Annotated in this window: 23 protein-coding genes; 8 read left to right on the top strand and 15 right to left on the bottom strand. The window is 73.2% G+C overall.

What is annotated here, in order from left to right:
- Positions 1 to 44: 44 nt before the first annotated feature.
- The 4 genes from AB0L25_RS06860 to AB0L25_RS06845 form a co-directional block, all read right to left on the bottom strand.
- Positions 45 to 1,730 (bottom strand): ribonuclease J, encoded by a 1,686-nt coding sequence (locus tag AB0L25_RS06860; RefSeq protein WP_500169406.1) that lies wholly within the window; start codon positions 1,728 to 1,730, stop codon positions 45 to 47.
- Positions 1,727 to 2,665, bottom strand: coding sequence for a 4-hydroxy-tetrahydrodipicolinate synthase (gene dapA / locus AB0L25_RS06855; RefSeq protein ID WP_500169404.1), 939 nt, complete (start codon positions 2,663 to 2,665; stop codon positions 1,727 to 1,729). Before dapA ends, AB0L25_RS06860 begins: the two co-directional genes overlap by 4 nt.
- Before the next feature lie 367 nt (positions 2,666 to 3,032).
- Complete coding sequence (locus tag AB0L25_RS06850; protein WP_500169402.1) at positions 3,033 to 3,236, bottom strand: hypothetical protein; 204 nt, start codon at positions 3,234 to 3,236, stop codon at positions 3,033 to 3,035.
- Between the two features lie 151 nt (positions 3,237 to 3,387).
- Positions 3,388 to 4,446 (bottom strand): hypothetical protein, encoded by a 1,059-nt coding sequence (locus AB0L25_RS06845; RefSeq protein WP_500169400.1) that lies wholly within the window; start codon positions 4,444 to 4,446, stop codon positions 3,388 to 3,390.
- Between the two features lie 198 nt (positions 4,447 to 4,644).
- Here AB0L25_RS06845 and AB0L25_RS06840 point away from each other — a divergent pair, with 198 nt between their 5' ends.
- Positions 4,645 to 4,881: a hypothetical protein gene (locus AB0L25_RS06840; protein WP_500169398.1), complete on the top strand. Its 237-nt coding sequence runs from the start codon at positions 4,645 to 4,647 to the stop codon at positions 4,879 to 4,881.
- A gap of 70 nt (positions 4,882 to 4,951) precedes the next feature.
- Here the strand turns inward: AB0L25_RS06840 and AB0L25_RS06835 are convergent, their stop codons facing one another.
- Both AB0L25_RS06835 and AB0L25_RS06830 read right to left on the bottom strand, forming a co-directional pair.
- The gene (locus AB0L25_RS06835; protein ID WP_500169396.1) at positions 4,952 to 5,329 is read right to left on the bottom strand and encodes a VOC family protein; all 378 of its coding nucleotides are present in this window, start codon (positions 5,327 to 5,329) and stop codon (positions 4,952 to 4,954) included.
- Entirely contained in the window at positions 5,326 to 5,715 is a 390-nt protein-coding gene (locus AB0L25_RS06830) for a hypothetical protein (RefSeq protein WP_500169395.1), read from the bottom strand. The genes AB0L25_RS06835 and AB0L25_RS06830 overlap by 4 nt, the downstream gene beginning before the upstream one ends.
- A gap of 110 nt (positions 5,716 to 5,825) precedes the next feature.
- Here AB0L25_RS06830 and AB0L25_RS06825 point away from each other — a divergent pair, with 110 nt between their 5' ends.
- The 4 genes from AB0L25_RS06825 to AB0L25_RS06810 all read left to right on the top strand — a co-directional run bounded on the left by AB0L25_RS06825 (position 5,826) and on the right by AB0L25_RS06810 (position 9,725).
- A complete protein-coding gene (locus tag AB0L25_RS06825; protein ID WP_500169393.1) occupies positions 5,826 to 6,410 on the top strand; it encodes a CGNR zinc finger domain-containing protein in 585 nt (194 codons plus the stop codon).
- 81 nt (positions 6,411 to 6,491) lie between these two features.
- Positions 6,492 to 7,067, top strand: a complete 576-nt coding sequence (locus AB0L25_RS06820; protein WP_500169391.1) for a GNAT family N-acetyltransferase — start codon at positions 6,492 to 6,494, stop codon at positions 7,065 to 7,067.
- Positions 7,068 to 7,132: 65 nt separating this feature from the next.
- Entirely contained in the window at positions 7,133 to 8,824 is a 1,692-nt protein-coding gene (locus AB0L25_RS06815) for an MFS transporter (protein WP_500169389.1), read from the top strand.
- Between the two features lie 34 nt (positions 8,825 to 8,858).
- Complete coding sequence (locus AB0L25_RS06810) at positions 8,859 to 9,725, top strand: 1,4-dihydroxy-2-naphthoate polyprenyltransferase (protein ID WP_500169388.1); 867 nt, start codon at positions 8,859 to 8,861, stop codon at positions 9,723 to 9,725.
- Here AB0L25_RS06810 and AB0L25_RS06805 read toward each other — a convergent pair.
- Positions 9,689 to 10,747 carry a hypothetical protein gene (locus AB0L25_RS06805; protein WP_500169386.1) on the bottom strand — a complete coding sequence of 353 codons (1,059 nt, stop codon included), beginning with the start codon at positions 10,745 to 10,747 and terminating at the stop codon, positions 9,689 to 9,691. The genes AB0L25_RS06810 and AB0L25_RS06805 overlap by 37 nt on opposite strands.
- Before the next feature lie 95 nt (positions 10,748 to 10,842).
- Entirely contained in the window at positions 10,843 to 11,523 is a 681-nt protein-coding gene (locus tag AB0L25_RS06800) for a uracil-DNA glycosylase (RefSeq protein WP_500169384.1), read from the bottom strand.
- A 108-nt stretch (positions 11,524 to 11,631) separates the two neighbouring features.
- On the opposite strand from AB0L25_RS06800, the gene modA reads away from it, so the two are divergent.
- Together modA and AB0L25_RS06790 are read left to right on the top strand one after the other, a co-directional pair.
- Positions 11,632 to 12,402 carry a molybdate ABC transporter substrate-binding protein gene (gene modA / locus AB0L25_RS06795; RefSeq protein ID WP_500169383.1) on the top strand — a complete coding sequence of 257 codons (771 nt, stop codon included), beginning with the start codon at positions 11,632 to 11,634 and terminating at the stop codon, positions 12,400 to 12,402.
- 225 nt (positions 12,403 to 12,627) lie between these two features.
- On the top strand, positions 12,628 to 12,960 hold the full coding sequence (locus AB0L25_RS06790; protein WP_500169591.1) for a hypothetical protein: 333 nt from the start codon (positions 12,628 to 12,630) through the stop codon (positions 12,958 to 12,960).
- Between the two features lie 9 nt (positions 12,961 to 12,969).
- On the opposite strand, the gene AB0L25_RS06785 is transcribed toward AB0L25_RS06790, so the two are convergent.
- The 6 genes from AB0L25_RS06785 to AB0L25_RS06760 form a co-directional block, all read right to left on the bottom strand.
- Positions 12,970 to 13,509 (bottom strand): transglutaminase-like domain-containing protein, encoded by a 540-nt coding sequence (locus AB0L25_RS06785; protein WP_500169381.1) that lies wholly within the window; start codon positions 13,507 to 13,509, stop codon positions 12,970 to 12,972.
- Positions 13,509 to 14,246 carry a 4-hydroxy-tetrahydrodipicolinate reductase gene (dapB, locus tag AB0L25_RS06780; RefSeq protein ID WP_500169379.1) on the bottom strand — a complete coding sequence of 246 codons (738 nt, stop codon included), beginning with the start codon at positions 14,244 to 14,246 and terminating at the stop codon, positions 13,509 to 13,511. The genes AB0L25_RS06785 and dapB overlap by 1 nt, the downstream gene beginning before the upstream one ends.
- 30 nt (positions 14,247 to 14,276) lie before the next feature.
- Entirely contained in the window at positions 14,277 to 14,651 is a 375-nt protein-coding gene (locus AB0L25_RS06775) for a phage holin family protein (protein ID WP_500169377.1), read from the bottom strand.
- Positions 14,652 to 14,681: 30 nt separating this feature from the next.
- Entirely contained in the window at positions 14,682 to 15,992 is a 1,311-nt protein-coding gene (locus AB0L25_RS06770) for a M16 family metallopeptidase (RefSeq protein WP_500169376.1), read from the bottom strand.
- A 178-nt stretch (positions 15,993 to 16,170) separates the two neighbouring features.
- A complete protein-coding gene (locus AB0L25_RS06765; RefSeq protein ID WP_500169374.1) occupies positions 16,171 to 16,689 on the bottom strand; it encodes a pyridoxamine 5'-phosphate oxidase family protein in 519 nt (172 codons plus the stop codon).
- A gap of 195 nt (positions 16,690 to 16,884) precedes the next feature.
- Positions 16,885 to 17,112, bottom strand: a complete 228-nt coding sequence (locus AB0L25_RS06760) for a hypothetical protein (protein WP_500169372.1) — start codon at positions 17,110 to 17,112, stop codon at positions 16,885 to 16,887.
- A gap of 301 nt (positions 17,113 to 17,413) precedes the next feature.
- Here AB0L25_RS06760 and AB0L25_RS06755 point away from each other — a divergent pair, with 301 nt between their 5' ends.
- Positions 17,414 to 18,994 (top strand): DUF2510 domain-containing protein, encoded by a 1,581-nt coding sequence (locus AB0L25_RS06755; RefSeq protein WP_500169370.1) that lies wholly within the window; start codon positions 17,414 to 17,416, stop codon positions 18,992 to 18,994.
- Between the two features lie 484 nt (positions 18,995 to 19,478).
- Here the strand turns inward: AB0L25_RS06755 and AB0L25_RS06750 are convergent, their stop codons facing one another.
- Positions 19,479 to 20,906 (bottom strand): MFS transporter, encoded by a 1,428-nt coding sequence (locus AB0L25_RS06750; RefSeq protein ID WP_500169368.1) that lies wholly within the window; start codon positions 20,904 to 20,906, stop codon positions 19,479 to 19,481.
- Positions 20,907 to 20,957 lie beyond the last annotated feature (51 nt).

Raw genomic sequence — 20,957 nt, 5'->3', positions numbered from 1 at the left:
GCGTGTCGCGGGACCGGGTGAGGTCCGCGACACGCCCGCGCGGGCTACACCTCGACGACCACCGGAATGATCATCGGGCGGCGGCGGTACTTGTCGCTCACCCACTTGCCGACGGTGCGGCGGACGAGCTGGTTGATCTGGTGCATGTCGTTGACCCCGTCGCCGGCCGCGTCGGCGAGCACCTCCTCGAGCCGTTCGAGGACGTCCTCGAAGTCCTCGTTGACGATCCCGGCGCCGCGCGCGTGGATCTCGGGCCCGGCCACCACCTTGCCGGAGGTGGAGTCGATGCCGACGACGATGGAGACGAACCCCTCCTCGCCGAGGATCCGGCGGTCCTTCAGGGACGTCTCGGTGACCTCGCCGACCGACAGCCCGTCCACGTACACGTACCCGGCCGGGACGGCGCCGACGATCTTCGCGTGGCCGTCGACGAGGTCGACGACGACGCCGTCCTCGGCGATGACGACGTTGTCCTCGGGGACGCCGGTGAGCATCGCGAGCTTCGCGTGCGCGCGCAGGTGCCGCCACTCGCCGTGGATCGGCATGAAGTTGCCCGGCTTCGTCACGTTCAGGACGTACAGCAGCTCGCCGGCCGGGGCGTGCCCGGACACGTGCACCAGCGCGTTGCCCTTGTGGACGACGCGCGCCCCCCAGCGGGTGAGGCCGTTGATCACGCGGTTGACGGCGTTCTCGTTGCCGGGGATGAGGGACGACGCCAGCACCACGGTGTCGCGGTCGGTGATGCGGATCTGGTGGTCGCGGTTCGCCATCCGCGACAGCGCCGACATCGGCTCGCCCTGCGAACCGGTGCACACCAGCACCAGGTTGTCGGGCGGGATGTCGTCGAGCTGCTTCTGCTCGACCATGATCCCCTCGGGGACCTCCAGGTAGCCGAGCTCCCGCGCGACGCCCATGTTCCGCACCATCGACCGTCCGACGAAGCACACCCGGCGGCCGTTGGCGACGGCGGCGTCGAGGACCTGCTGGACGCGGTGGACGTGCGAGGCGAAGCACGCGACGATCAGCCGGCCCTCGGCGGTGCGGAACACCTCGTCGACGACGGGGCCGATGTTGCGCTCGCTGGTGACGAACCCGGGGACCTCGGCGTTGGTGGAGTCCGACAGCAGCAGGTCGACGCCCTCGGCGCCGAGCCGCGCGAACCCGGGCAGGTCGGTGAGCCGGCCGTCCAGCGGGAGCTGGTCCATCTTGAAGTCGCCGGTGTGCAGGACGAGCCCGGCGGGCGTGCGCACGGCGACGGCGAGGGCGTCCGGAATCGAATGGTTGACCGCCAGGAACTCGCATTCGAACGGTCCCAGCGTGCGCCGCTCGCTCTCCGCGACGACGTCGACGACCGGTTTGATGCGGTGCTCGGCGAGCTTGGCCTCCAGCAGCGCCATCGTCAGCCGCGACCCGATCACGGGGATGTCGCGGCGTTCGCGCAGCAGGTACGGGACGGCGCCGATGTGGTCTTCGTGACCGTGCGTCAGCACGATCGCCTCGATGTCGTCCAGGCGGTCCCGGATGTACTCGAAGTCGGGCAGGATCAGGTCGATCCCCGGCTGCTCGGTCTCGGGGAACAGCACGCCGCAGTCGACGACGAGCAGGCGCCCGCCGTACTCGAAGACCGTCATGTTGCGGCCGATCTCCCCGAGGCCCCCCAGCGCGACGATGCGCAGGCCGTGCTCGGGCGGCGCGGGCGGTTCCGAGAGCTCCGGGTGAGGATGACTCACCGGGCGACCTCCGGAATGGCGACCTCGGACACTTTGACTCCTCCGTTTGCAAGGTCTTCCTGCAGTTGCGCCACGAACTCCGGCGCGGCCTCCACGAGCGGAGCGCGGAGCGGGCCGCCTCCGGGGAGGCCGAGCAGGTTCAGCGCCGCCTTGACGGCGATGGCGCCCTGCGTACGGGTCATGATGGCGGCGACGACGGGCAGCAGCCGCCGGTGGATCTCCAGTGCCCGCGCGTGCTCGCCGGCGAGATGGGCGTCGATCATCTCACGCAGTTCGGTACCCACGACGTGGCCGACCACGCTGACGAATCCGGCGGCGCCGACCGACAGCCACGGCAGGTTGAGGATGTCGTCGCCGGAGTACCAGACCAGGTCGGTCTCGGCCATCACCCGGGACGCGCCGAACAGGTCGCCCTTGGCGTCCTTGACGGCGATGATCCGCGGGTGCTCGGCGAGCTGCACGAGCGTGTCGTTCTGGATCGGCACCCCGGCGCGCCCGGGGATGTCGTAGAGCATGCACGGCAGGCCCGTCGCGTCGGCGACCGCCGTGAAGTGGCGGATGAGACCCTCCTGCGGGGGCTTGTTGTAGTAAGGCGTGACCACCAGGAGCCCGTGCGCGCCGGCGGCCTCGGCCTGCCGCGCGAGTTGCAGGGTGTGCTCGGTGTGGTTCGTCCCAGCGCCGCCGATGATCACCGCGCGGTCGCCGACCGCCTCGATGACCGCGCGCAGCAGTTTCTGCTTCTCGTCGTCGCTCGTCGTCGGCGACTCGCCGGTCGTCCCGTTGACGACCAGGCCGTCGTGGCGCCGCTCGTCGACCAGGTGGGTCGCGAGGCGCGCGGCGCCGTCGTAGTCGACGCCGCCGTCCGGCAGGAACGGGGTGACCATCGCGGTCAGCATCCGTCCGAACGGAGCGTCGGTGGATGTGCTGGGTGCCATGGTACGAACGGTACCGCTCCGGCCGTTCACCTTGGACCCGCAGGTCGGCGTCAGGGCGAAGCCTCCCGGATTGCACCTTTGTGGCGAGCGTTGGGACGGACCCCTCCGCGAGGCGCGCACGCGTGGCGTGCGCGCGAGGCACGGAGAAGCCACTGCCACACGCTCGGGGGTACGCGTGGCAGTGGCTCCATCGCCATCGTGGCACGCAAATGCCTCGTAACGGGGTCGGTCCGGCCACTCTCCGGACTCGGTTACATAACGCGCCCATAGCCGACATCGGCCCAGGGCAGCGCCCACGGCCGGAGCCGTGCCGGACCCCGCGTCGGCCGCGCCGGAGCCGGGCCGGACGGCGTCCGCGGCGCGTCCGTCAGGCGTCGGCCGCGGAACGGGCGGACGTGAACTCCTGCAGGCGGACGCGCAGCTCCTCGACGTCCGGGGTGCGGACGAGATCGTTGCCCCGGACGGCCCACCAGTGCCCGGATCCGCCCCGCCCGATCCGCCACCCGGTGAACTCCGCCGACAGCTCGCTGAGGCGGTCGCCGTCGTGCCGCGCGGTCTGCTGGATGCCCATCGGCCTCGTCCCCACTTCCTCGTGCCGTCCGCCGTCCGGCCCGCCGCTCGGACCGGTCGCGCCGCACCGGGGCGTACCCCGGCGGAGCGCGCGTACCCGCCCCTTTCTACCTGGGGAAACCGGGGTTTCGGAACGTCGCGGGAGGGGTTTCTCAGCGGCCAACCTTCTCTGTCTCCGGCGGCACCCAACTCGCGCGATACAGCGCCCATTCGTCCGCGCTCGTGGTCCACGCGGCGTAGATCGCGACGCCGTACGGACGTTTCGGCGCCCGGTCGAGCTGATCGACGCCGCGCCGGACGCCCCGCAGCGCGACCTCGAGGTCCTCGGCCCACGGCATGACGGGCGGCCGGTAGGTGGGGACGCCGATGAACACGGTCGTCCGGTCGCCGATGAGCTCGAGCGTGGCGCGGGTGTGCCGCGCGAAGTGCCAGCCCGCGAGCGACCTGGTCGGCAGCGCCACGTCGTAGGTCATGATCGCGAGCTGGTCGACCTTGCCGGCGACGGCGCGCAGGAAGTCCTCGGTGGGCCGGGCCGGGTGGCGGAGGGCGCCGCCCTGCCGCGGGAGCAGGGCGTCGTACACCGGCTGGGCGGCGTCGGCCAGGGTCGGTTGCTCCAGCGCGACCGAGAGCAGCGCGCCCCGCTCCCGGGTGAGCGCGCGGGTCGCGTCGAGCAGGTCGAGGAACGCCCGGTCGTCGGGGTAGATCGGTTCGAGGTCGTAGTGGATGCCGTCGAACCCGAGGTCGAGGAAGATCTCGTCGGTGCGCAGGATCTCGGCGCGGACGTCCGGGTCGTCGATCTCGATGATCCCCTCGCCCTCGACGACGCGGATCTGCCCGAGGTACGCCTGGGTCCGCACGTCCGGGGCGTACTTCTCCATCGCCGCCGTCAGCGCGCCCGCGTGCCGGTACTTGCCGGGCGGGACCGTGCCGTCCGCCTCGAACGGGCCCGCGTGGAAGTACACGTCCGTGATGCGGTTGGCCTTCAGCAGGTCCGCGAACGCGCGGTACTCGGCGTCCGTGTGCGGCTCGCCCACCCACTGGTGCCGCGCCCACAGCGCGTTGGTGCCGGTCCCCCGCGCCTCCGGCTCGGGCTGCCACCAGGCCCACGCCGCGACCGGCACGAGGAGGATCAGGCCGAGCACGAAGGCCACCGCCCAGCCCGCCCCGCGCAGCACGCGCCGCCCCCGGCCTTTCCCTACGGTCCCTGTCATCCCGCAATGATCTCGGACGATCCAGGCAGGTCGGGCATCCGCGCGCCCGTGGAACGAGCGATTCCCATGGCCGGGGCGGCTCCGGTCCATGAATCGATCACGGTTCGGCCCGCGATCCGGCTCGGACGCGAGAACGGTTCACAACCTGGGAATCATGCGGTGACCACACCCGACGCGGTGGATGGAGGTCGAGCCGATATGCGAGCGAGATCCGACAGGCGGGCCACCGTCGACGAACGGCCGCGGGCGGACCTGCCCGCGCCGGAGCGGCCCGGCCCCGCCGCCCCCGGCCCGCTGATCACCACCCGGGCGCTGCTGATCATCCTGATCGCCCTGGTCGCCGCGGGCATCTGCGCCGCCGCCCCCCAGGCGGCCATCCCCATCGGCGTCGGGGTGGGCGTCGTCACGCTGCTCGCCCAGATCGTCAAGGACTGAACGCACCGGTGGGCGAGCGCGGCGGGACGGTGCCGGGCCCCTCGGCGCGAGGGGCCGGGCGGCGATTCCGCTACGGGGCGGTCACGAAGCAGAACTCGTTGCCCTCCGGGTCGTACCAGACCCGGAAGGGCGACTCGGGGTTCCCCATCGGCTCGCCCGCCGGGGACGCGCCGAGCCTGCGCGCCCGCTCCCCCGCCGTCCGGATGTCGGGCACCTCCAGGTCGAGGTGGATCCGGTTCTTGATCGTCTTGCGTTCGGGGACGAGCTGGAACGACAGCACCGGGCCGTGCCCCTCGAGCGGTTCGAGGTCGAGCCAGTCCTCGTCGCGGGAGGTCTCCTTCATCCCGAGCAGGCCGCCCCAGAACGCCGCCATGGCGTCCAGGTCCGTGCAGTCGAAGACGAGGTTGCCCACCTTCGGGGTCGCGTCTCCGGTCGGGTTCTCGGTCATCGGGCTCCTCCTGCGTTCGTGCGGTCGCCGTTCATACGGCCATGGTTCATACGACTGCCGTTCATACGACTGCCGTTCATACGACACGGAACGAGCGCGCGGCCGCCCTGCGGCAGCCGGGCGCCGCGGCGTGCGCCGGACGGACGGGACGAGCGCGGCGCGCGGGCCGTGCCGGGCGCCGCGGGGCGCCCCGCCGCGCCGAGCCGTCCGGACACGCCGTCCGTCAGCCAGCGCCGGACCCGCGCGGCCGGGCCTCCGGCGGCGGCGCGCGCGGCGACCCGGGCCTCGACGATGTCCGCCTGCAACCGTGCGTGTTCCCGCCGCGCCCACTCGCGACGCGCGGCCAGGCCCGCCAGGTCGATCAGCGCCTTCATCGCGTCCTCCATCCGTTGACACCACCTAAACCGTAACGCCGGTGTCGACAAGAACGCAACCTCCTATCCGGGATAGATGGTGTCGCGTCGGATAGGGTGTTCAATGAACGGCGGGAGGGGTGATGGCCGACGCGCACGCGGGCCCCGCACTGCTGCTGCGGGACTTCGTCAACACGCTCAACATCGACGCGGGCACCGAGGGCCTCGCGCGGCCCGGCGACCTCGCCGGCTGGCTCGCCGAGCGCGGGCTCGTCCCGGCGGGCGCCGCGGCGTCGGACGGCGACCTGCGCACCGCCCTCGACCTGCGCGAGGGGCTGCGCGCGGCCATGCTCGGCAACCACCGCCGCGCGGCCGCGACCGGCGCCCCCGAACTCCCCGCCGAACTGGAGGACGCGCTCGGCGCGCTGCCCCTGCGGGTCACGCTGGCCGCGGGCCCGCACCCCGCGCTGCGTCCCGCCGCCGACCCCGGCACGGCCGCCGCCGGGCTCGCGCGGATCGCCGCGGCGATCGCCGGCGCGTCCGCCGACGGAACCTGGCCGCGCCTCAAGGTCTGCCACGAGGACACGTGCCTCTGGGCGTTCCTCGACACCTCCAAGAACCGCTCGCGGGCCTGGTGCGACATGAGCACCTGCGGCAACCGGACCAAGACCCGCGCCTACCGCGCCCGCCGCCGCGCCACGGCGGGCGACCGGCCCGCCGGGGGCTGAGCGCCCCGCATCCGGCGCCGCGCGCGCTCGGGCCGCTCTAGGGTGGGCTTGGATCTTCCCGAGGAGAGGACACAGCGCGCCATGGCTGCCAACGGGCCCGATGTCGGCGTGCGGCCCGCCCGCCGCGCCGACGCCGCCGCCGTCGCCGACGTCCAGGTCCGGACCTGGCGGCAGGCCTACCGGGACCTGCTGCCCGCCGCGGCCCTCGCGCAGGTGACCTCCCCGGAGGCCCGGGACGCCTGGCGGGAACGGTGGGCGGACGCCGTGACGGCGCCGCCGTCGCCGCGGCACCGGCTCCTCGTCGCGGTCGCCGCCGACCTGGTCGTCGGGTTCGCCGCGCACGGCCCCGCCGAGGAGGCCGACCACGACCCCGGCACGACCGCCGAACTGATCACGCTGCTCGTCGACCCCCTGCACGGCCGCGCCGGGCACGGCAGCCGGCTGCTCGCCGCCACCGTCGACACGCTGCGCGAGGACGGCGTCACGACGCTGGTCACCTGGGTGTTCGAGGACGACGGCGTGACCCGGGCGTTCCTGGAGTCGGCGGGCTGGGCGCCGGACGGGACGGCCCGGGCGCTCGACATGGGCGAGCCGGTCCGGCAGATCCGGCTGCACACCGACATCACCGACATCACGGGCGACGCCGACGACGCCTGAGGCCGATCGGCCGTTCCGGAGGGGTCGGTGACGGCCATCGGCGCCGCGGCCATATCTTGGAGGTCGTGCCCAAGTCCACCTCCATGACGCCGCCGCACGCCTCCGCGCAGGTCGCCGAGCCGGTCACCGGCTCCCCGGAGCGGCCCGCCGACCACCGCCGATGGCTCGGCATGGTGGTGATGAGCCTCGGCGTCTCGCTGATCGTCGTGGACGCCACGATCGTCGGCGTGCTGCTCCCGAACATCGTCGGGGGGCTCGGGCTGACCACGACGGACGCCGCCTGGGTCACGTCCGTGTACTCGCTGGTGTTCGCGGCGCTGCTGATCCCGTTCGGACGCGCCGGCGACCTGTTCGGGCGCCGCCGGATGTTCGTGATCGGCGTCGGCGTGTTCGCGGTCGCGAGCGTCGGCGCGGCCCTCGCGCAGGACGGGTCCGCGCTGATCGGCGCGCGCGCCCTGCAGGGCGTCGGCGCGTCCATGATCATGCCCGCGACGCTGTCCACGGTGAACGCGGTGTTCACCGGCCGGGACCGCGCGGTCGCGTTCGGCATCTGGGGCTCGCTGATCAGCGGGATGGCGGCGCTCGGGCCGCTGCTCGGCGGCGCGATCGCGGCCGGCGGCGGCTGGCGCTGGGCGTTCGGGATCAACCTGCCGCTCGGCGTCGCGCTCATCGCGGGCGCGCTGCTGCTCATGCCGGAGACCCGGCTGCGCCCCGCCGCGCCGCGCCGCGGAAGCGCGCTGCGGGAGATCGACTGGGCGGGCGGGGTGCTGTCCGCGCTCGCGCTCGGCGCGCTCGTCTGCGGGCTGATCGAGGGCCAGACCTACGGCTGGTGGAGCATCACCCGGCCGTTCTCGATGGCCGGGTTCGACTGGCCGCAGACCGGCCTGTCCCCGGTCCCGGTCGTCCTCGGGCTCGGCATCGTGCTGCTGGCGGCGCTCGTCGTCCTGGAACGCTCTCGCGCCGCCGCCGGGCGCCCGGTCATGCTCGACCTCGACCTGTTCCGCATCCCGAACTTCCGGCACGGCAACCTCGCGTCGTCGCTCATCAACGTGGGCGAGCTCGGGCTCCTGTTCGTCCTGCCGCTGTTCCTGCTGGGCGTGCACGGCACGAACCCGCTGCAGATCAGCGTCGCGATCCTGCCGCTGGCCGTCGGCGCGTTCCTCACCGGCGGGTACGCGGGACGGCTCGCCAACAAGCGGGGCCCGCACCGGGTCGTGCAGATCGGCATGGCGATGGAGGTCGCCGCCGTCCTCGGCCTCGCGCTCACCATCTCCGCGACCACCGGCGGGTTCGGGCTCGCGCCCTGGATGCTGCTGTACGGGCTGGGCCTCGGGCTCACCTCGGCGCAGCTCACGAACGTGTCGCTCGCGGACGTCCCGGCGGCGCGGTCCGGGCAGGCGTCCGGCACCCAGTCCACCGCCCGGCAGGTCGGCGCCGCGCTCGGCATCGCCGTGATCGGCACCGTGTTCGCGACGAGCCTCGGGCACGCGATGGACGACGAGCTGGCGGCGTCCGGGACGCCCGCGGCCGCGCGCGACGCGATCGTCGCCGACCTCCGGGAGAGCGCCGGGACGTACGCGCGCGAGCTGCACGAGACGTCCGGCATGGACGCCGCCGCGCGCGCCGCCGACGCGAGCCTCGCCACCGCCACCCGCAACGGTGCGCTGGTCACCGCGGGGATCCTGGCCCTCGGGCTGGCCCTGTCGCTGCGGCTGCGTCCCGGCCGCGACCGGCATCGGGAAGAATCGAACCCCTGAGTCCCCCTGTCGTCGACGAGAACAAGCGGTAACTGTGGCCACGCTCTCCCAATGGGTCGCCGGTTCGCGGCCCCGCACCCTGCCCGCCTCCCTCGTCCCCGTCGTCGTCGGCACCGGCGTCGCGGTCGGCGAGGGTCAGGCCGTCTGGTGGCGCGCGCTCCTCGCGGCGGTCGTCGCGCTCGTGCTCCAGATCGGCGTGAACTACTCCAACGACTACAGCGACGGCGTCCGCGGCACCGACGAGGACCGGGTCGGCCCGATGCGGCTGGTCGGCTCCAAGGCCGCGCCGCCGAAGCAGGTCCTGGCCGCGGCGCTCGGCTGCTTCCTGCTCGCGGCCGTGGCGGGGCTGGTGCTCGCCGCCGTGACGACCTGGTGGCTGCTGCTGGTCGGCGCCGTCGCGATCCTGGCGGCCTGGTTCTACACCGGCGGCAAGACGCCCTACGGGTACCGGGCGCTCGGCGAGGTGTCGGTGTTCGTGTTCTTCGGCCTCGTCGCCGTCGTCGGGACGGTGTACGTCCAGGTCGAGGCGCTGCCGTGGGAGGCGTGGGTCGCGGCGGTGCCGGTCGGGCTGCTCGCCTGCGGCCTGCTGGTCGCCAACAATTTGCGCGACATCCCGACCGACCGGGAGTCCGGCAAGCGCACCCTCGCGGTCGTCCTCGGCGGCCCGTGGACGCGGATCCTGTACGCCGCCTGCACCGCGCTGCCGTTCATGGTCGTGCTGGCGCTCGCCGCCCCGCACCCGTGGGCGCTGATCGCGCTGCTCGCCGCGCCGCTGTCGATCCCGCCGACGCAGAAGGTGATGAACGGCGCGACCGGCCCCGCCCTCATTCCGGTGCTGGGCGAGACCGGCCGGCTGCAGATCGCCTACGGGGTGCTGCTCGCGGTCGGCCTGGCGCTGTAGCCCGCCGGACGGTCCGCCGGGCGGCCCGTCCGGCCGGGACGGCCCGCGGCGGCGTGCTCGGCCAGCAGGACGGCGCCCGCCAGGCCCGCCGGCAGCCCGGCGAAGATCCCCGCGAGCGAGGTCAGGTTCGTCGCCGCCGCCATGTCGTGCCCCATCTCGCCCGGCTGCACCAGCACGATGACGAGCGTGTACAGCGGCCACGCGAACGTCGCGGCCGAACCGACCCACGCCACGGCCAGCGGCCGGACGAACCGCCGGGGCCGCCCCGCCCGCCGCAGGACGAGCAGCAGCGCGCCCGCGCCCGCCACCGCCAGCACCGCGCCCGCCCCGGAGAGGATGTGCTGCGCGACGTTCATGTCGCCGGTCGGCCCGTCCGGGCGCCCCGCCGTCCCGCCGAACGCCCAGTAGAGGTTCGGCGCCGCGAACGCGACCGCGAACACCATCGCCGTCCGCGCCAGAAGCACTTGCAGGCCGTGCGTCGCACCGACGGCGACGTCCCGTGTGCGCGCGGCGAGGACGTCCCCCCAGCGGGCCCGCGCGTACAGCACGAAGGCCGTCATCAGCCCGATGCCCTGCACCGTGAAGCCGGTGTAGACGACCCCGAACACCCAGCCCTGCATGGCGTCCGGCGCGCCGGGGTCCGCCGCGGGCGGGTCGAACGCCATGACCACGGCCGCCGGGGGCACCGCGATCGCGATCGGCGCGAGCAGCCCGGCGGCGATCCACGTGGGGGCCAGCACCAGCCACGCCGGCAGCCGCAGCCCCCAGCGGAACGTGAACGCCAGCGCGATCACGACCGCGGCCGCGTCCATCGCCATCGTCACGAGGTTGCCGACGTACAGCGTGGAGTCCCGCGCGGCCTCGGCGTCGTTCCAGCCCACGGTGCTGCCGGACAGCCACGCGAGCTTGATCGTCAGGTAGGGGACGCAGGCGGCGATCGTCGCGGCGCACACGGCGAGCCTGAGCCGTCCCGGCGCCTGCGGCGCCGCCGTGCGTCCCTGCGGATGAGCTGTGACCGTCATGCCACGATCGTCCGCCGGGACGGGCCCGCCGCGCCTCCCTCGCCGAGGGGAGACCGGCGCCCGGCCTCCCCCGCCCGGGTGAACCGCGGGACGTCCTAGCCCAGCGCCCAGTCGATCTCGCTGCGGCCCGCGTCCACCAAGGCCTTGTTGACCGCGCTGAACGGCCGCGTCCCGAAGAACTTCTTCGCGCTCAGCGGGCTCGGGTGCGCCGACTCGATCACCGTGTGGTGCGCGCCGGTGATCAGCCGCGCCTTCTTGCGGGCGTAGGCGCCCCACAGGACGAACACCACGCGGTCGGACTTGTCGTTCAGCGCCCGGATCGCGGCGTCGGTGAAGTCCTCCCAGCCCTTGCCCGCGTGCGACCCGGCCTCGCCCGCCCGGACCGTCAGCACCGCGTTCAGCAGCAGCACCCCCTGGTCGGCCCAGCGGGTCAGGTCACCGGACGTCGCGGCCGGGATCTCCAGGTCTGCGGCCAGCTCCTTGTAGATGTTGCGCAGGGACGGCGGCAGCCGCACGCCGTCGCGCACGCTGAAGCTCAGACCGTGCGCCTGCCCGGGCCCGTGGTAGGGGTCCTGGCCGAGGATCAGCACCCGCGCGTCCTCGAACGAGCAGCACCGGAACGCGGTGAACAGGTCCTCGCGCGGCGGATAGACCGTCTGCTCCTCGTACTCGCCCGCCACGAACGCGCCCAGCGCCGCGGTGGCGAGCGGGTCCAGTAGGGGGTCGAGCCGCGCCCGCCAGTCGTCGGGCAGCAGTTCCATCAGGTCGAGGGACATCGGGCCTCCGTCAAGGTCATCGCCTACGCGGAAACACTAGCGCCGCGCACTGACACGCCAGACCGGAATCAGCCGGGCGAACGCCCCCCGGCTCTAGGATGAGGCCATATGCCGGACTCCCCCCGTCGGCGCGGCGCCCTCGCGGCCGTCCCGCTCGCCCTGCTCGCCCTCACCGCGGCCTGCGGCGACGCCTCCGGGACCACGACCCTCACCGTGTACGCCGCGTCCTCCCTCACCGAGGTGTTCGGCGAGATGGAGGCCGCCTACGAGCACGACGTCCCGGACGTCGACGTCAGCCTCGTGTTCGGCGGCTCCCTGGAGATGGCGGGCCGGCTGTCCGACCTGTCCCCCGCCGACGTCCTCGTCACCGCCGACACCGCCAGCATGAACGACGCCGACGAGCACCTCGGCGGCCGCCGCCGGACCATCGCGCACAACTCGCTGACCATCGCCGTCGCCCCCGGCAACCCGCTGCGCATCCGCGGGCCCGCCGACCTCGCCCGTCCCGGGCTGCGGACCGCCGCCGGCGCCGACTCCGTCCCCGCGGGCCGCTACGCGGCCAGGCTGCTGAGCAACGCGGGCCTGACCGTCCGGTGGACGACCGTGGAGGTCAGCGCGCGCGCCGTCCTGGACCGCGTCCGCGCCGGGGAGGCCGACGCGGGCATCGTCTACCTGACCGACATGCGGTCCGCGGGCGTCGCGGCGAGCAGCGTCCCGATCCCGGCGAACCTCAACGTCGTCACGTCCTATCCGGCGGCGGTCGTCGAGGGCGGCGGGCAGGAACGCGCCGCGAACGCGTTCGTCTCCTGGCTCACCGGCGCGACGGCGCGCGCGCTGTTCCACAAGCACGGATTCCCGGTCCCCGACGCGCCGCAGTAGCAGTTTCGGCGCCGGTGACCAGGGAAAACACCGGTCCCGAGGGAGTGCCGCCACAGGGAGCCGCCGCACGTGCGAGAGAAGCGACCCGCACCCGACGCACCGCGCGCGGGCACCGACGACGCGCACCGGCCCCCACCGCCCGACCAGCCGCCGCGCGCCGAGGGCGTGCCCGAGTTCCGGTCCGCGCTCGAACGCGTCCAGCTCGGCGCCCGCCGCGCCCTCGTCATGCCGTACGAGGAACGCCGCCGCACGTCCCACCACGAGTCCGGGCACGGCCTCCTCGGCACGCTGCAGCCCGGCGCCGACCCCGTCCGCAAGATCACGATCGTCCCGCACAGCCGCCGGCACCCCGATGACCGTCCGCGTCGACAGGGAGGGGACGTCCCGGGCCGCCCGCACGTGGGCCGAGCACCGCCACCGCCGGGACTTCCGCGACCACCTGCGTCCGGTGACCCACGCCCGGACCCTCTGCCTGACGGGGAGCCGGACGGCGTTCGCCGCGGCCGCCGCGGAGTTCTTCGACGCCGCGGAGCTGGGGCCGCGCCTCAAGGGCGATGAGGTGCGTAATCAGAGGGCGGTCGGGAGGGCCTTGGGGTCCAAGGTTCGCATGGAGCGGAGGGCGTGCAGGACGGTCGGGTGCGGGGTGGCGTAGACGGTGGGGTGCACGGGGACGTCCGGGTAGGCGAGGCGGTCCTCGGACGGCGAGAAGCGGACGTCGACGGTCGCGTTGTTGCCGCGGGGGTCGAGGCGGACCCAGCGGTCGTCCACGAGGGCGGCGGTGAGGCCGTGCAGGACGCCGGAGACGGTCTGGTAGCACAGGCCCGCCTGGACGCCGCCGGCGCGCAGCAGGGCCACGTAGGCGTGCGACTTGGCGTAGCAGAGGCCGACGCCCTGGTCGAGGACGTCGGAGGCCCGCCAGGGGACGCGGGGGTCGGCGACGTCCATCGAGTGGGCGACCCGGTCGCGGACGTGGTCGAACGCGGCGTGCGCGTACGCGATGTCGTCGCCGGTGCGCAGTTCCGACGCGATCGACTGGACGAGCGGGTGCTCGATGTCGATCGCGTCGGAGGCCGCGAGGTAGTCCCAGGGGTCGGCCGCGAACTCCATCAGAGGCCGAGGAGGGACTCGATGCCGATCGTGAGGCGGTCGAGGTTCGGGACGCGCCGGACGGCGAGCAGGACGCCCGGCATGAACGACTCGCGGTTCATGGAGTCGTGCCGGATCGTGAACAGCTCGCCGTGGCCGCCGAGGACGACCTCCTGGTGGGCGATCGCCCCGGACATGCGGACCGCGTGGACGCGGACGCCGTCGACGTCGGCGCCGCGGGCCCCGTCGAGTTCGGACGTGGTGGCGTCCGGGGACGGGTCGATCTTGGCCTCGGCGCGCGCGGCGGCGACCAGTTCGGCGGTGCGGTGCGCGGTGCCGCTCGGGGCGTCGACCTTGTTCGGGTGGTGCGTCTCGATGATCTCGACGGACTCGAACAGCGGGGCGGCCTTCTGCGCGAAGTGCATCATCAGGACGGCGCCGATGCCGAAGTTCGGGGCGATGAGGACGTTGCCCGCGGAGGCGTCGGTCAGCCAGGAGCGCACGGTGTCGACGCGGGACGGGTCGAAGCCGGAGGTGCCGACGACGGCGTGCAGCCCCCGCTCGACGCACCAGCGGAGGTTGTCCATGACGACGTCGGGGCGGGTGAAGTCGACGACGACCTCGGCGGCGGTGAGCGGGTCGAGCGCGTCCCCCACGTCGACGGTGGCGACGAGCTCCATGTCGTCCGCTCCCTGCACGGCGCGGCACACCTCCGCGCCCATCCGGCCCTGCGCGCCCAGCACTCCGACCTTGATCACGTGTTCCTCCCGTCCGGCGTCGGCCCGAGCCTACCGGTCGTCGTCGACGAACAGGTTGAGGACCCAGCTCACGAGCCCGACGATGATGGCGCCCCAGAACGCGGGCCAGAACCATTCGACGTGGAAGGGCACGCCGATCTCGTCGGCGACCCAGCTCGTCAGCATCAGCAGCGCGGCGTTCACGACGAGCGCGATCAGGCCGAGGGTGAGGATGTAGAAGGCGCAGCCCAGGACCTTGATGATCGGCTTCAGGACGGCGTTGATGACGCCGAAGATGACCGCGACCACCAGCAGGGTGAGCGCCTTCTCGCCGGTGTCGCCGCCCTTCAGGTCGATGCCGTCCACGACCGCGGACGCCACCCACAGCGCCACCGCGGCGATCACCACTCTGATGAGGATCTTCACGTGGCGTCCCTTACCCGGCGGGCCGGGCGGTTAACTGCCGAAGCCGTCCCCCACGGGTCCGATGACGGTGAGGGCCTGCGGCGCGTCGAGGACGTCCGCGGCGACGGCGCGGACGTCGTCGAGCGTGACGGCCTCGACGCGGGCGAGGACCTCGTCGACGGGCATCAGCGACTCGTACACCAGCTCGCTCTTGGCGATGCGGCTCATCCGGGAGCCGGTGTCCTCGAGGCCGAGGACCATGGCGCCGCGCAGCTGCCCCTTGCCGCGTTCGAGCTCCTCGGCGGTGAGGTCGCCGGCGCGGGCGACCTCGTCGCGGCAGATCTGCAGGACCTCCTCGGCCTTGGACGGCTGGCAGCCCGCGTAGACGCCGAAGATTCCGGAGTCGGCGTACTGGGCGGTGTAGCTGTAGACCGAGTAGGCGAGGCCGCGCTTCTCCCGGATCTCCTGGAACAGGCGGGACGACATGCCGCCGCCGAGCGCCGCGTTGAGGACGCCGAGGGCGAAGCGGCGGTCGTCGGTGCGGGACACGCCGAGGCCCCCGAGGATGATGTGGGCCTGCTCGGTGTCCTTGTCGAGGACGACCGTGCGCGGGTCGGCGGTGACGGCCGGGCCGTCGAGCCGGGGCCCGGCGGGGGCGGCGTCGCCGGTGAGGTGCCCGGCGAACGCCTCGGCGACGAGCCCGACCACGCGGTCGTGGTCGACGTTGCCCGCGACGGACACCACGAGGTTCTGCGGGACGTACCGGTCGCGGTAGTAGCCGTGGATGCGGTCCCGCGACAGCGTGTTGATCGACTCCTCGGTGCCGAGGATCGGACGGCCGAGGGGCGTGTCGCCGAACAGCGCCGTGGCGAACTCGTCGTGGACGAGGTCGCCGGGGTCGTCGTCGCGCATGTGGATCTCTTCGAGGATCACGCCGCGTTCGGCCTCGACGTCCTCGGGGCGGTTCACCGACGCGGCGACCATGTCGGACACGACGTCGACGGCGAGCGGCAGGTCGGCGTCCAGCACCCGCGCGTAGTAGCAGGTGTACTCCTTGGCGGTGAACGCGTTGAGGTCGCCGCCGACCGCGTCGATCGCCGCGGAGATCTCCAGCGCGGACCGGCGCTCGGTGCCCTTGAACAGGACGTGCTCGAGGTAGTGGGAGGCGCCCGCGTCGGCGGGCTCCTCGTCGCGGGACCCGACGGACGCCCAGATGCCGAACGCCGCGGACCGGACGGTCGGCATCCGCTCGGTGATGACGCGCAGCCCGCCGGGCAGGACGGTGCGGCGGACCTCGCCGGCGCCGTCGGTGTGGATCGTGGTGGTGGTTCCGGGCTCCTGCGCCCGGGCCGGCAGCGTCACGGCTGGCTCACCCTCCGGTTGCTGGTCGCTGTCCCGGGGCCGGCGGGCGCCGGGCTGGAAAGCGGCCGACCGGCCCGCCCCGGGGGGGGGGGGGCGGGGGGGCCGCGGCTCCCCCGGCCGAGCGCCGGCCGCGGTCGGGGGCCGGGTTGTGCGCCCGGGGGGCGGGGTCGGCGTTCGGTCACCCTTCCGTGAGCTTGTCGGGGTCGGGCGCGTAGACGGTCATCCAGTGCGGCCGCAGCCGGTAGTAGACGACCTCGCGCTCCCAGTCGAAGGCGTCGTCGCCGTACAGCTCCTTGAAGTACGCGAGGAGGTACGGCCAGTCCGCCGCGGGCTCCTCGCCGAGCGGGTTGAGGATCTCCACGGTGCCGTGCGTGAACACGCCGAGGTCCTCGCCGCGCATGTGCGCGACGCTGGCGGCCGGACGCGCCCGCAGGTGGCGGGCCTTCGCGGCGCCCTGCGCCGTCCCGAAGTGCCATCGGCCGTGCAGGAAGTGCCCGTCCACGGCGCTGATCCGCGGTTCGCCCTTCGCCGTCACGGTGGACAGCGCGAGCGTGCACATCCCGGTGAGCACCCGCGTGAGCCGCTCCGCGGACATCGTCCGCTCGGCGACGATCGAGCGGAGGTGCGAGGTGGAGCGGGCCAGCGAGGCGTCGAGCAGCCCTTGCAGCTCGTCGAGTTCTTCTTGCGTTTCGCGCATGTCCCCATGCTTCCCCGAAAACCTGACACCCTGCGTCACTCTTTTATTCGTGATCGGGCGCCCGAGCCGCCGGCCGATCAGCTCCACCGTCTCCGCGGGGCGGGTTTGACGCCGTAGTAGACGACGCCGTCGAGGGTGTCGTCGGCGTAGCGGGACGGCGTTCACCCGTTCCTCGTGTGCGCAGGCCCTCGCGGTTCAGCGCTGGGTGAGCCACACGATCAGCCACGCGGCGGCGGCGCAGCCGAGGGTGTAGGCGATCCCGCGCACGGCGGCGAACATGCCCGCCTGCGCCAGTCGCCGGGCCTTGCGGCGCGCCCGCTGCGAGCGGCGTCGGCCGTCGCCCTCCGGGCGGTCGACCGCCGTTGGCCGATTCTTCCGGTTCCTCCACTTTTCGAGCACTGCTTCGCTTTCTTTCCAGCCCATCAACGGGATGTTCGGTCCGGTGTTGCCGGACGCGCATTTGTTGCACCTCGTGCCGAAATGGCGAACGGCGGATGCGGGAGCATTCCGACCGCTTCGGTCGTTTGGGTGGGTATCTACGCTGGTCAACCTTCTGTGAGTGTTGTTTTGATTGTTCGCCTATGGGGCGACATACTGCTGACGACTTCCTTGCGGTCGCCTGCGGTGAGTCTTTCCCGTAGATCAATTTCCCGGTAGCGGGAGAGGGGGATCGCGGGGGGTTTTCTCGTTTGCGAAGTTCTCCCGGGTCGGGGGAAGGAGATCGGTGGGTTCTCAGGGACGCCCGAAGAAGAAGATCAACGACGAGTACCCGCACGTCGCGGCTTTCTCCGGATGCCTGCGTGACCTCATGGAGGCACGGGGGCTGACCAAGGAGAAGTGGCTGAAGGCCGCCGGGGTCAAGAGCCACAGTCGCCTCGACTGCTACATCAACGGGGAAGCGGTGCCCGAGGTGGACGTTCTGGAGGTGTACTTCGTCGAGCCGCTGGCGGCCGTCCGGGAACTGGACGACGAGGAGGATCGGCGGCTGTGGGCGCTGTACCGGGCGGCCCGCGATGAACTGCCGCCCAAGAAGGCGACGTCGGCGGACCAGGTCAGTGTCTTGAAGAGCAGGCTCGCGGCGGCCGACGACACGATCGCGCGACTGTGGGATCTGGTGCGGATGTTCGCGGCGCACGGCGAGGAGAATCGGCGGACCGCGGAGAAGCTCCGCGCGGCGCTCCGGCAGCTCGAGGCCGACCTGGCCGCCGCCAAGATGCAGCTCAAGGAGGCCGAGAACGCCGCACGGCAGGGCCACGCCCAGGCCGAGTGGCTGAAGATCCAGACGACCTGGTTCTCCCACAACATGACCCGTCGGGCCATGGAGATCGTCGGCCTGCATCGGCACGCCCGAGATCTGGAAGCCGAGCTCGTGCGGTCGCTGCAGACGATCGCCCGGCAGGGGGAGACCATTCAGCAGCTGGAGGTCAAGCTCCTGCTGTACGACCGGCTCAGCGCACACCAACGCCGCGTGATCGCCGCACTGCGGAACTCCCGAGTCGACGACGAGGGCAGGTATCGCCGGACACTGGCCGAGTGGGACCGATGCGCTCGGCAGTGGGAGCAGGAGAGATGGGCCCTCGCCGGGCAGGTGGCCGACCTCCGGCGCCGGGTCGATCGCCTCAAGGCCGAGAACCTCCAGATCGGCGCGGTTTCCCCGGCGCAGGGAAACGCGACCGGGGCGGTCGAGCTCGGCCGGGCGGCCTGGCACCTGGACGCCGCCGATCCCGGCCTCGAGGTCTACTGGGACGGGCAGCAATGGACCGGCGAGAAGCGGCCCGCGTCACCGGCCACTCGGCGGGCCGGGCGCTCCCGTGGCCGCCACGCACGTCCCGAGCCCGCCTGGGTCGAACGCAACGCCGCGGCGGCTTGGCAGGGATACTGCATCGGCTACGCGGCCGTGATGCGGGAACGCCCTGGATGGGCGTCGTCGGTCATGGCCCGCAAACCCGCGCTTCCCGAACTGCCGAGCCTGCTCATTCCTGGGCGGCCCACCGCCGTCCTCACCGTCCACGATCCCGCCCGGCAGGCCTTTGAAGCCGGCTTCTGGCACGCCATCGAGAACAAGTGCCTGACCGAGGGCGAGGGCAAGGGGCCCTTCCGCAGGTCCAGGCGCGGCACCGGCGGCGGCCGCCATGTGAGCCCCACCGCCACCACCGTCCCCGACCTGCCGAGCATCCCCGGGCCGCGGTCGGCGCACGACGAACCGGTGGACGATGGCTCCTGGACCACGCGCATGTCCGGACGTTCCGGCCTCGAACACCATGCCTTCTGGCCCAGCCCCAGCCGGTTCCGCCTGCGGCGTTGAAACTCCGGGTCGAGGGTCAGTGCTCGCGGATGCGGCGGTGCCACCAGGGGCGGTCGGGTGGGGCGAACGGGTCGGGGAGGGTGCGGGACCGGTACCGCTCGGCGAGGGGCGACGTGATCCGTTCGACCTCGCACCTCGACGCCCGCGAGAGCGCCCCGGTGTCGTGCAGGACGTCCAGTGCCTCTTGGGGGTCGTGGCAGGGGCAGATGTCGTCGGGGTGCAGCGTCCGGCCAGGTCGGCGGAGGAAGTCTCGCAGGGTGTCCAGGGCCTTGGCCAGTTCGTCCGGTGCGGGGCATCGGCCGGTTCGGGCGGCTTCGGCCTCGTGTTGCCGTCTCGGGCAGCCGTCGTCCGGGCCGGTACCGGCCTGCCGGCCACCGGGGCACCGGCCGCCCGAAATGATCGCACGCGGGAAAGGGCGCCCGGTATGCGTAATAGTGCGTATTGACGATCGGGGGAACGGGGTCGCCGTCCCGTCCGAGCATGGTCAGGACGGGCGGGTGCCGCGGAGTGCCCACGCGACCAGGGCGATGACCGGGATCAGGACGGCCGCGCTGATGCCGGCCGCCGTGGTGACGCCGCTCGTGTAGGCGGCCGTGGCGGCGTCGGCGAGGCCGGGGTCGGTGAGGGCGGCGGCGATGGTCTCGGTCGCGGGGCCGGTGGCCGCCGTGTCCTCCATGGTGGTGCGGTAGACGGTGGTGGCGGCCGTGCCGAGGACGGCGATGCCCAGGGCGGCGCCGAGTTCGGTGCTGGTCTCGGAGACGCCCGCGGCGGCCCCGGCGCGCTCGGGGGGCGCCGAGCCGAGGACGAGGCTGTTGGCCAGGGTGCCGGTGACGCCCGTGCCGACGGTCAGGACCGTGTAGCCCGCGATGAAGGCCCACAGGGGCGTGTCGGCGCCGATCTGCGCGATGACGGCGAACCCGGCGGCGACGAGGGCGAGGCCGGACGCGAGGAGAAGCGCCGGACGGACGCGCGGTGCGAGCACGCCCGCGAGGGTCGCGCCGGCGATCGTCCCGGCGAAGGTCGGCAGTGCGGCGAGCGCGGCGTGCAGGGCGCTCAGGCCGTGCACGGCCTGCATGAACGTGAACGCGAGGACGCCGACGCCGGAGGCCGCGAGGGAAATCGTGGTGTTGGCGGCGATCGCGGCGGAGAAGGCGCGGGCGCGGAACATCCCGGCGTCGATCAGCGGGTGGGCGGCGCGCCGCTGGCGCAGGACGAACGCGGCCGTGAACGCCGCGCCGACGGCGGCGGCCGCCACCGCGCGGGCGTCCGGGCCGTGCGAGGCGGCGTGCTTCAGCGCGAAGACGAGTCCGAGGACTGCGGGGAGGGCGAGGACGGCGCCGAGCAGGTCGAACCGGGCGTCCTCGGGGTCGCGGGACTCCTCGATCAGGAGCGGGGCGGCGACCAGGAGGAGCAGCATCACGGGGACGTTGACGAGGAAGATCGAGCCCCACCGGAAGTGCTCGAGCAGGAACCCGCCGGCGATGGGGCCCGCGACGGAGCCGCCGGTGAACGCGACGGTCCAGGCGCCGACGGCCGCGCGGCGGCGGCGCTCGTCGGGGTACAGGGCGCGGATGAGGGAGAGGGTGGCGGGGGCGAGGGTGGCGCCGCCGATGCCGAGGAGGGCCCTGGCCAGGACGAACGTCCAGGGTTCGGTGGCGAGGGCGAGGAGCGCGGACGCGGCGCCGAAGAGGGCGGAGCCGGCGAGGAGGAGGCGGCGGCGGCCGATGCGGTCGCCGAGGGAGCCCATGGTGATCAGCAGTCCGGCCATGACGAAGCCGTAGACGTCCATCATCCACAGCCATTCGGTGCCGGTGGGCGTGAGGGCGGCGGAGATGGACGGGGCGGCGACGAACAGGATCGACAGGTCCATCGAGACGAGCAGTGCGGGCAGGAGCAGGACGGCGACGCGCATGGCGCGATCGTACGTACGTACAAATCGCGTGTCAAAACGTACGTACGTACA

This window comes from Spirillospora sp. NPDC052242, assembly GCF_040679555.1.
Taxonomy (GTDB): Bacteria; Actinomycetota; Actinomycetes; order Streptosporangiales; family Streptosporangiaceae; genus Spirillospora.
The sequence above is the reverse complement of the archived record's forward strand: the minus strand, read 5'-3'. Positions and strand labels throughout refer to the sequence as shown.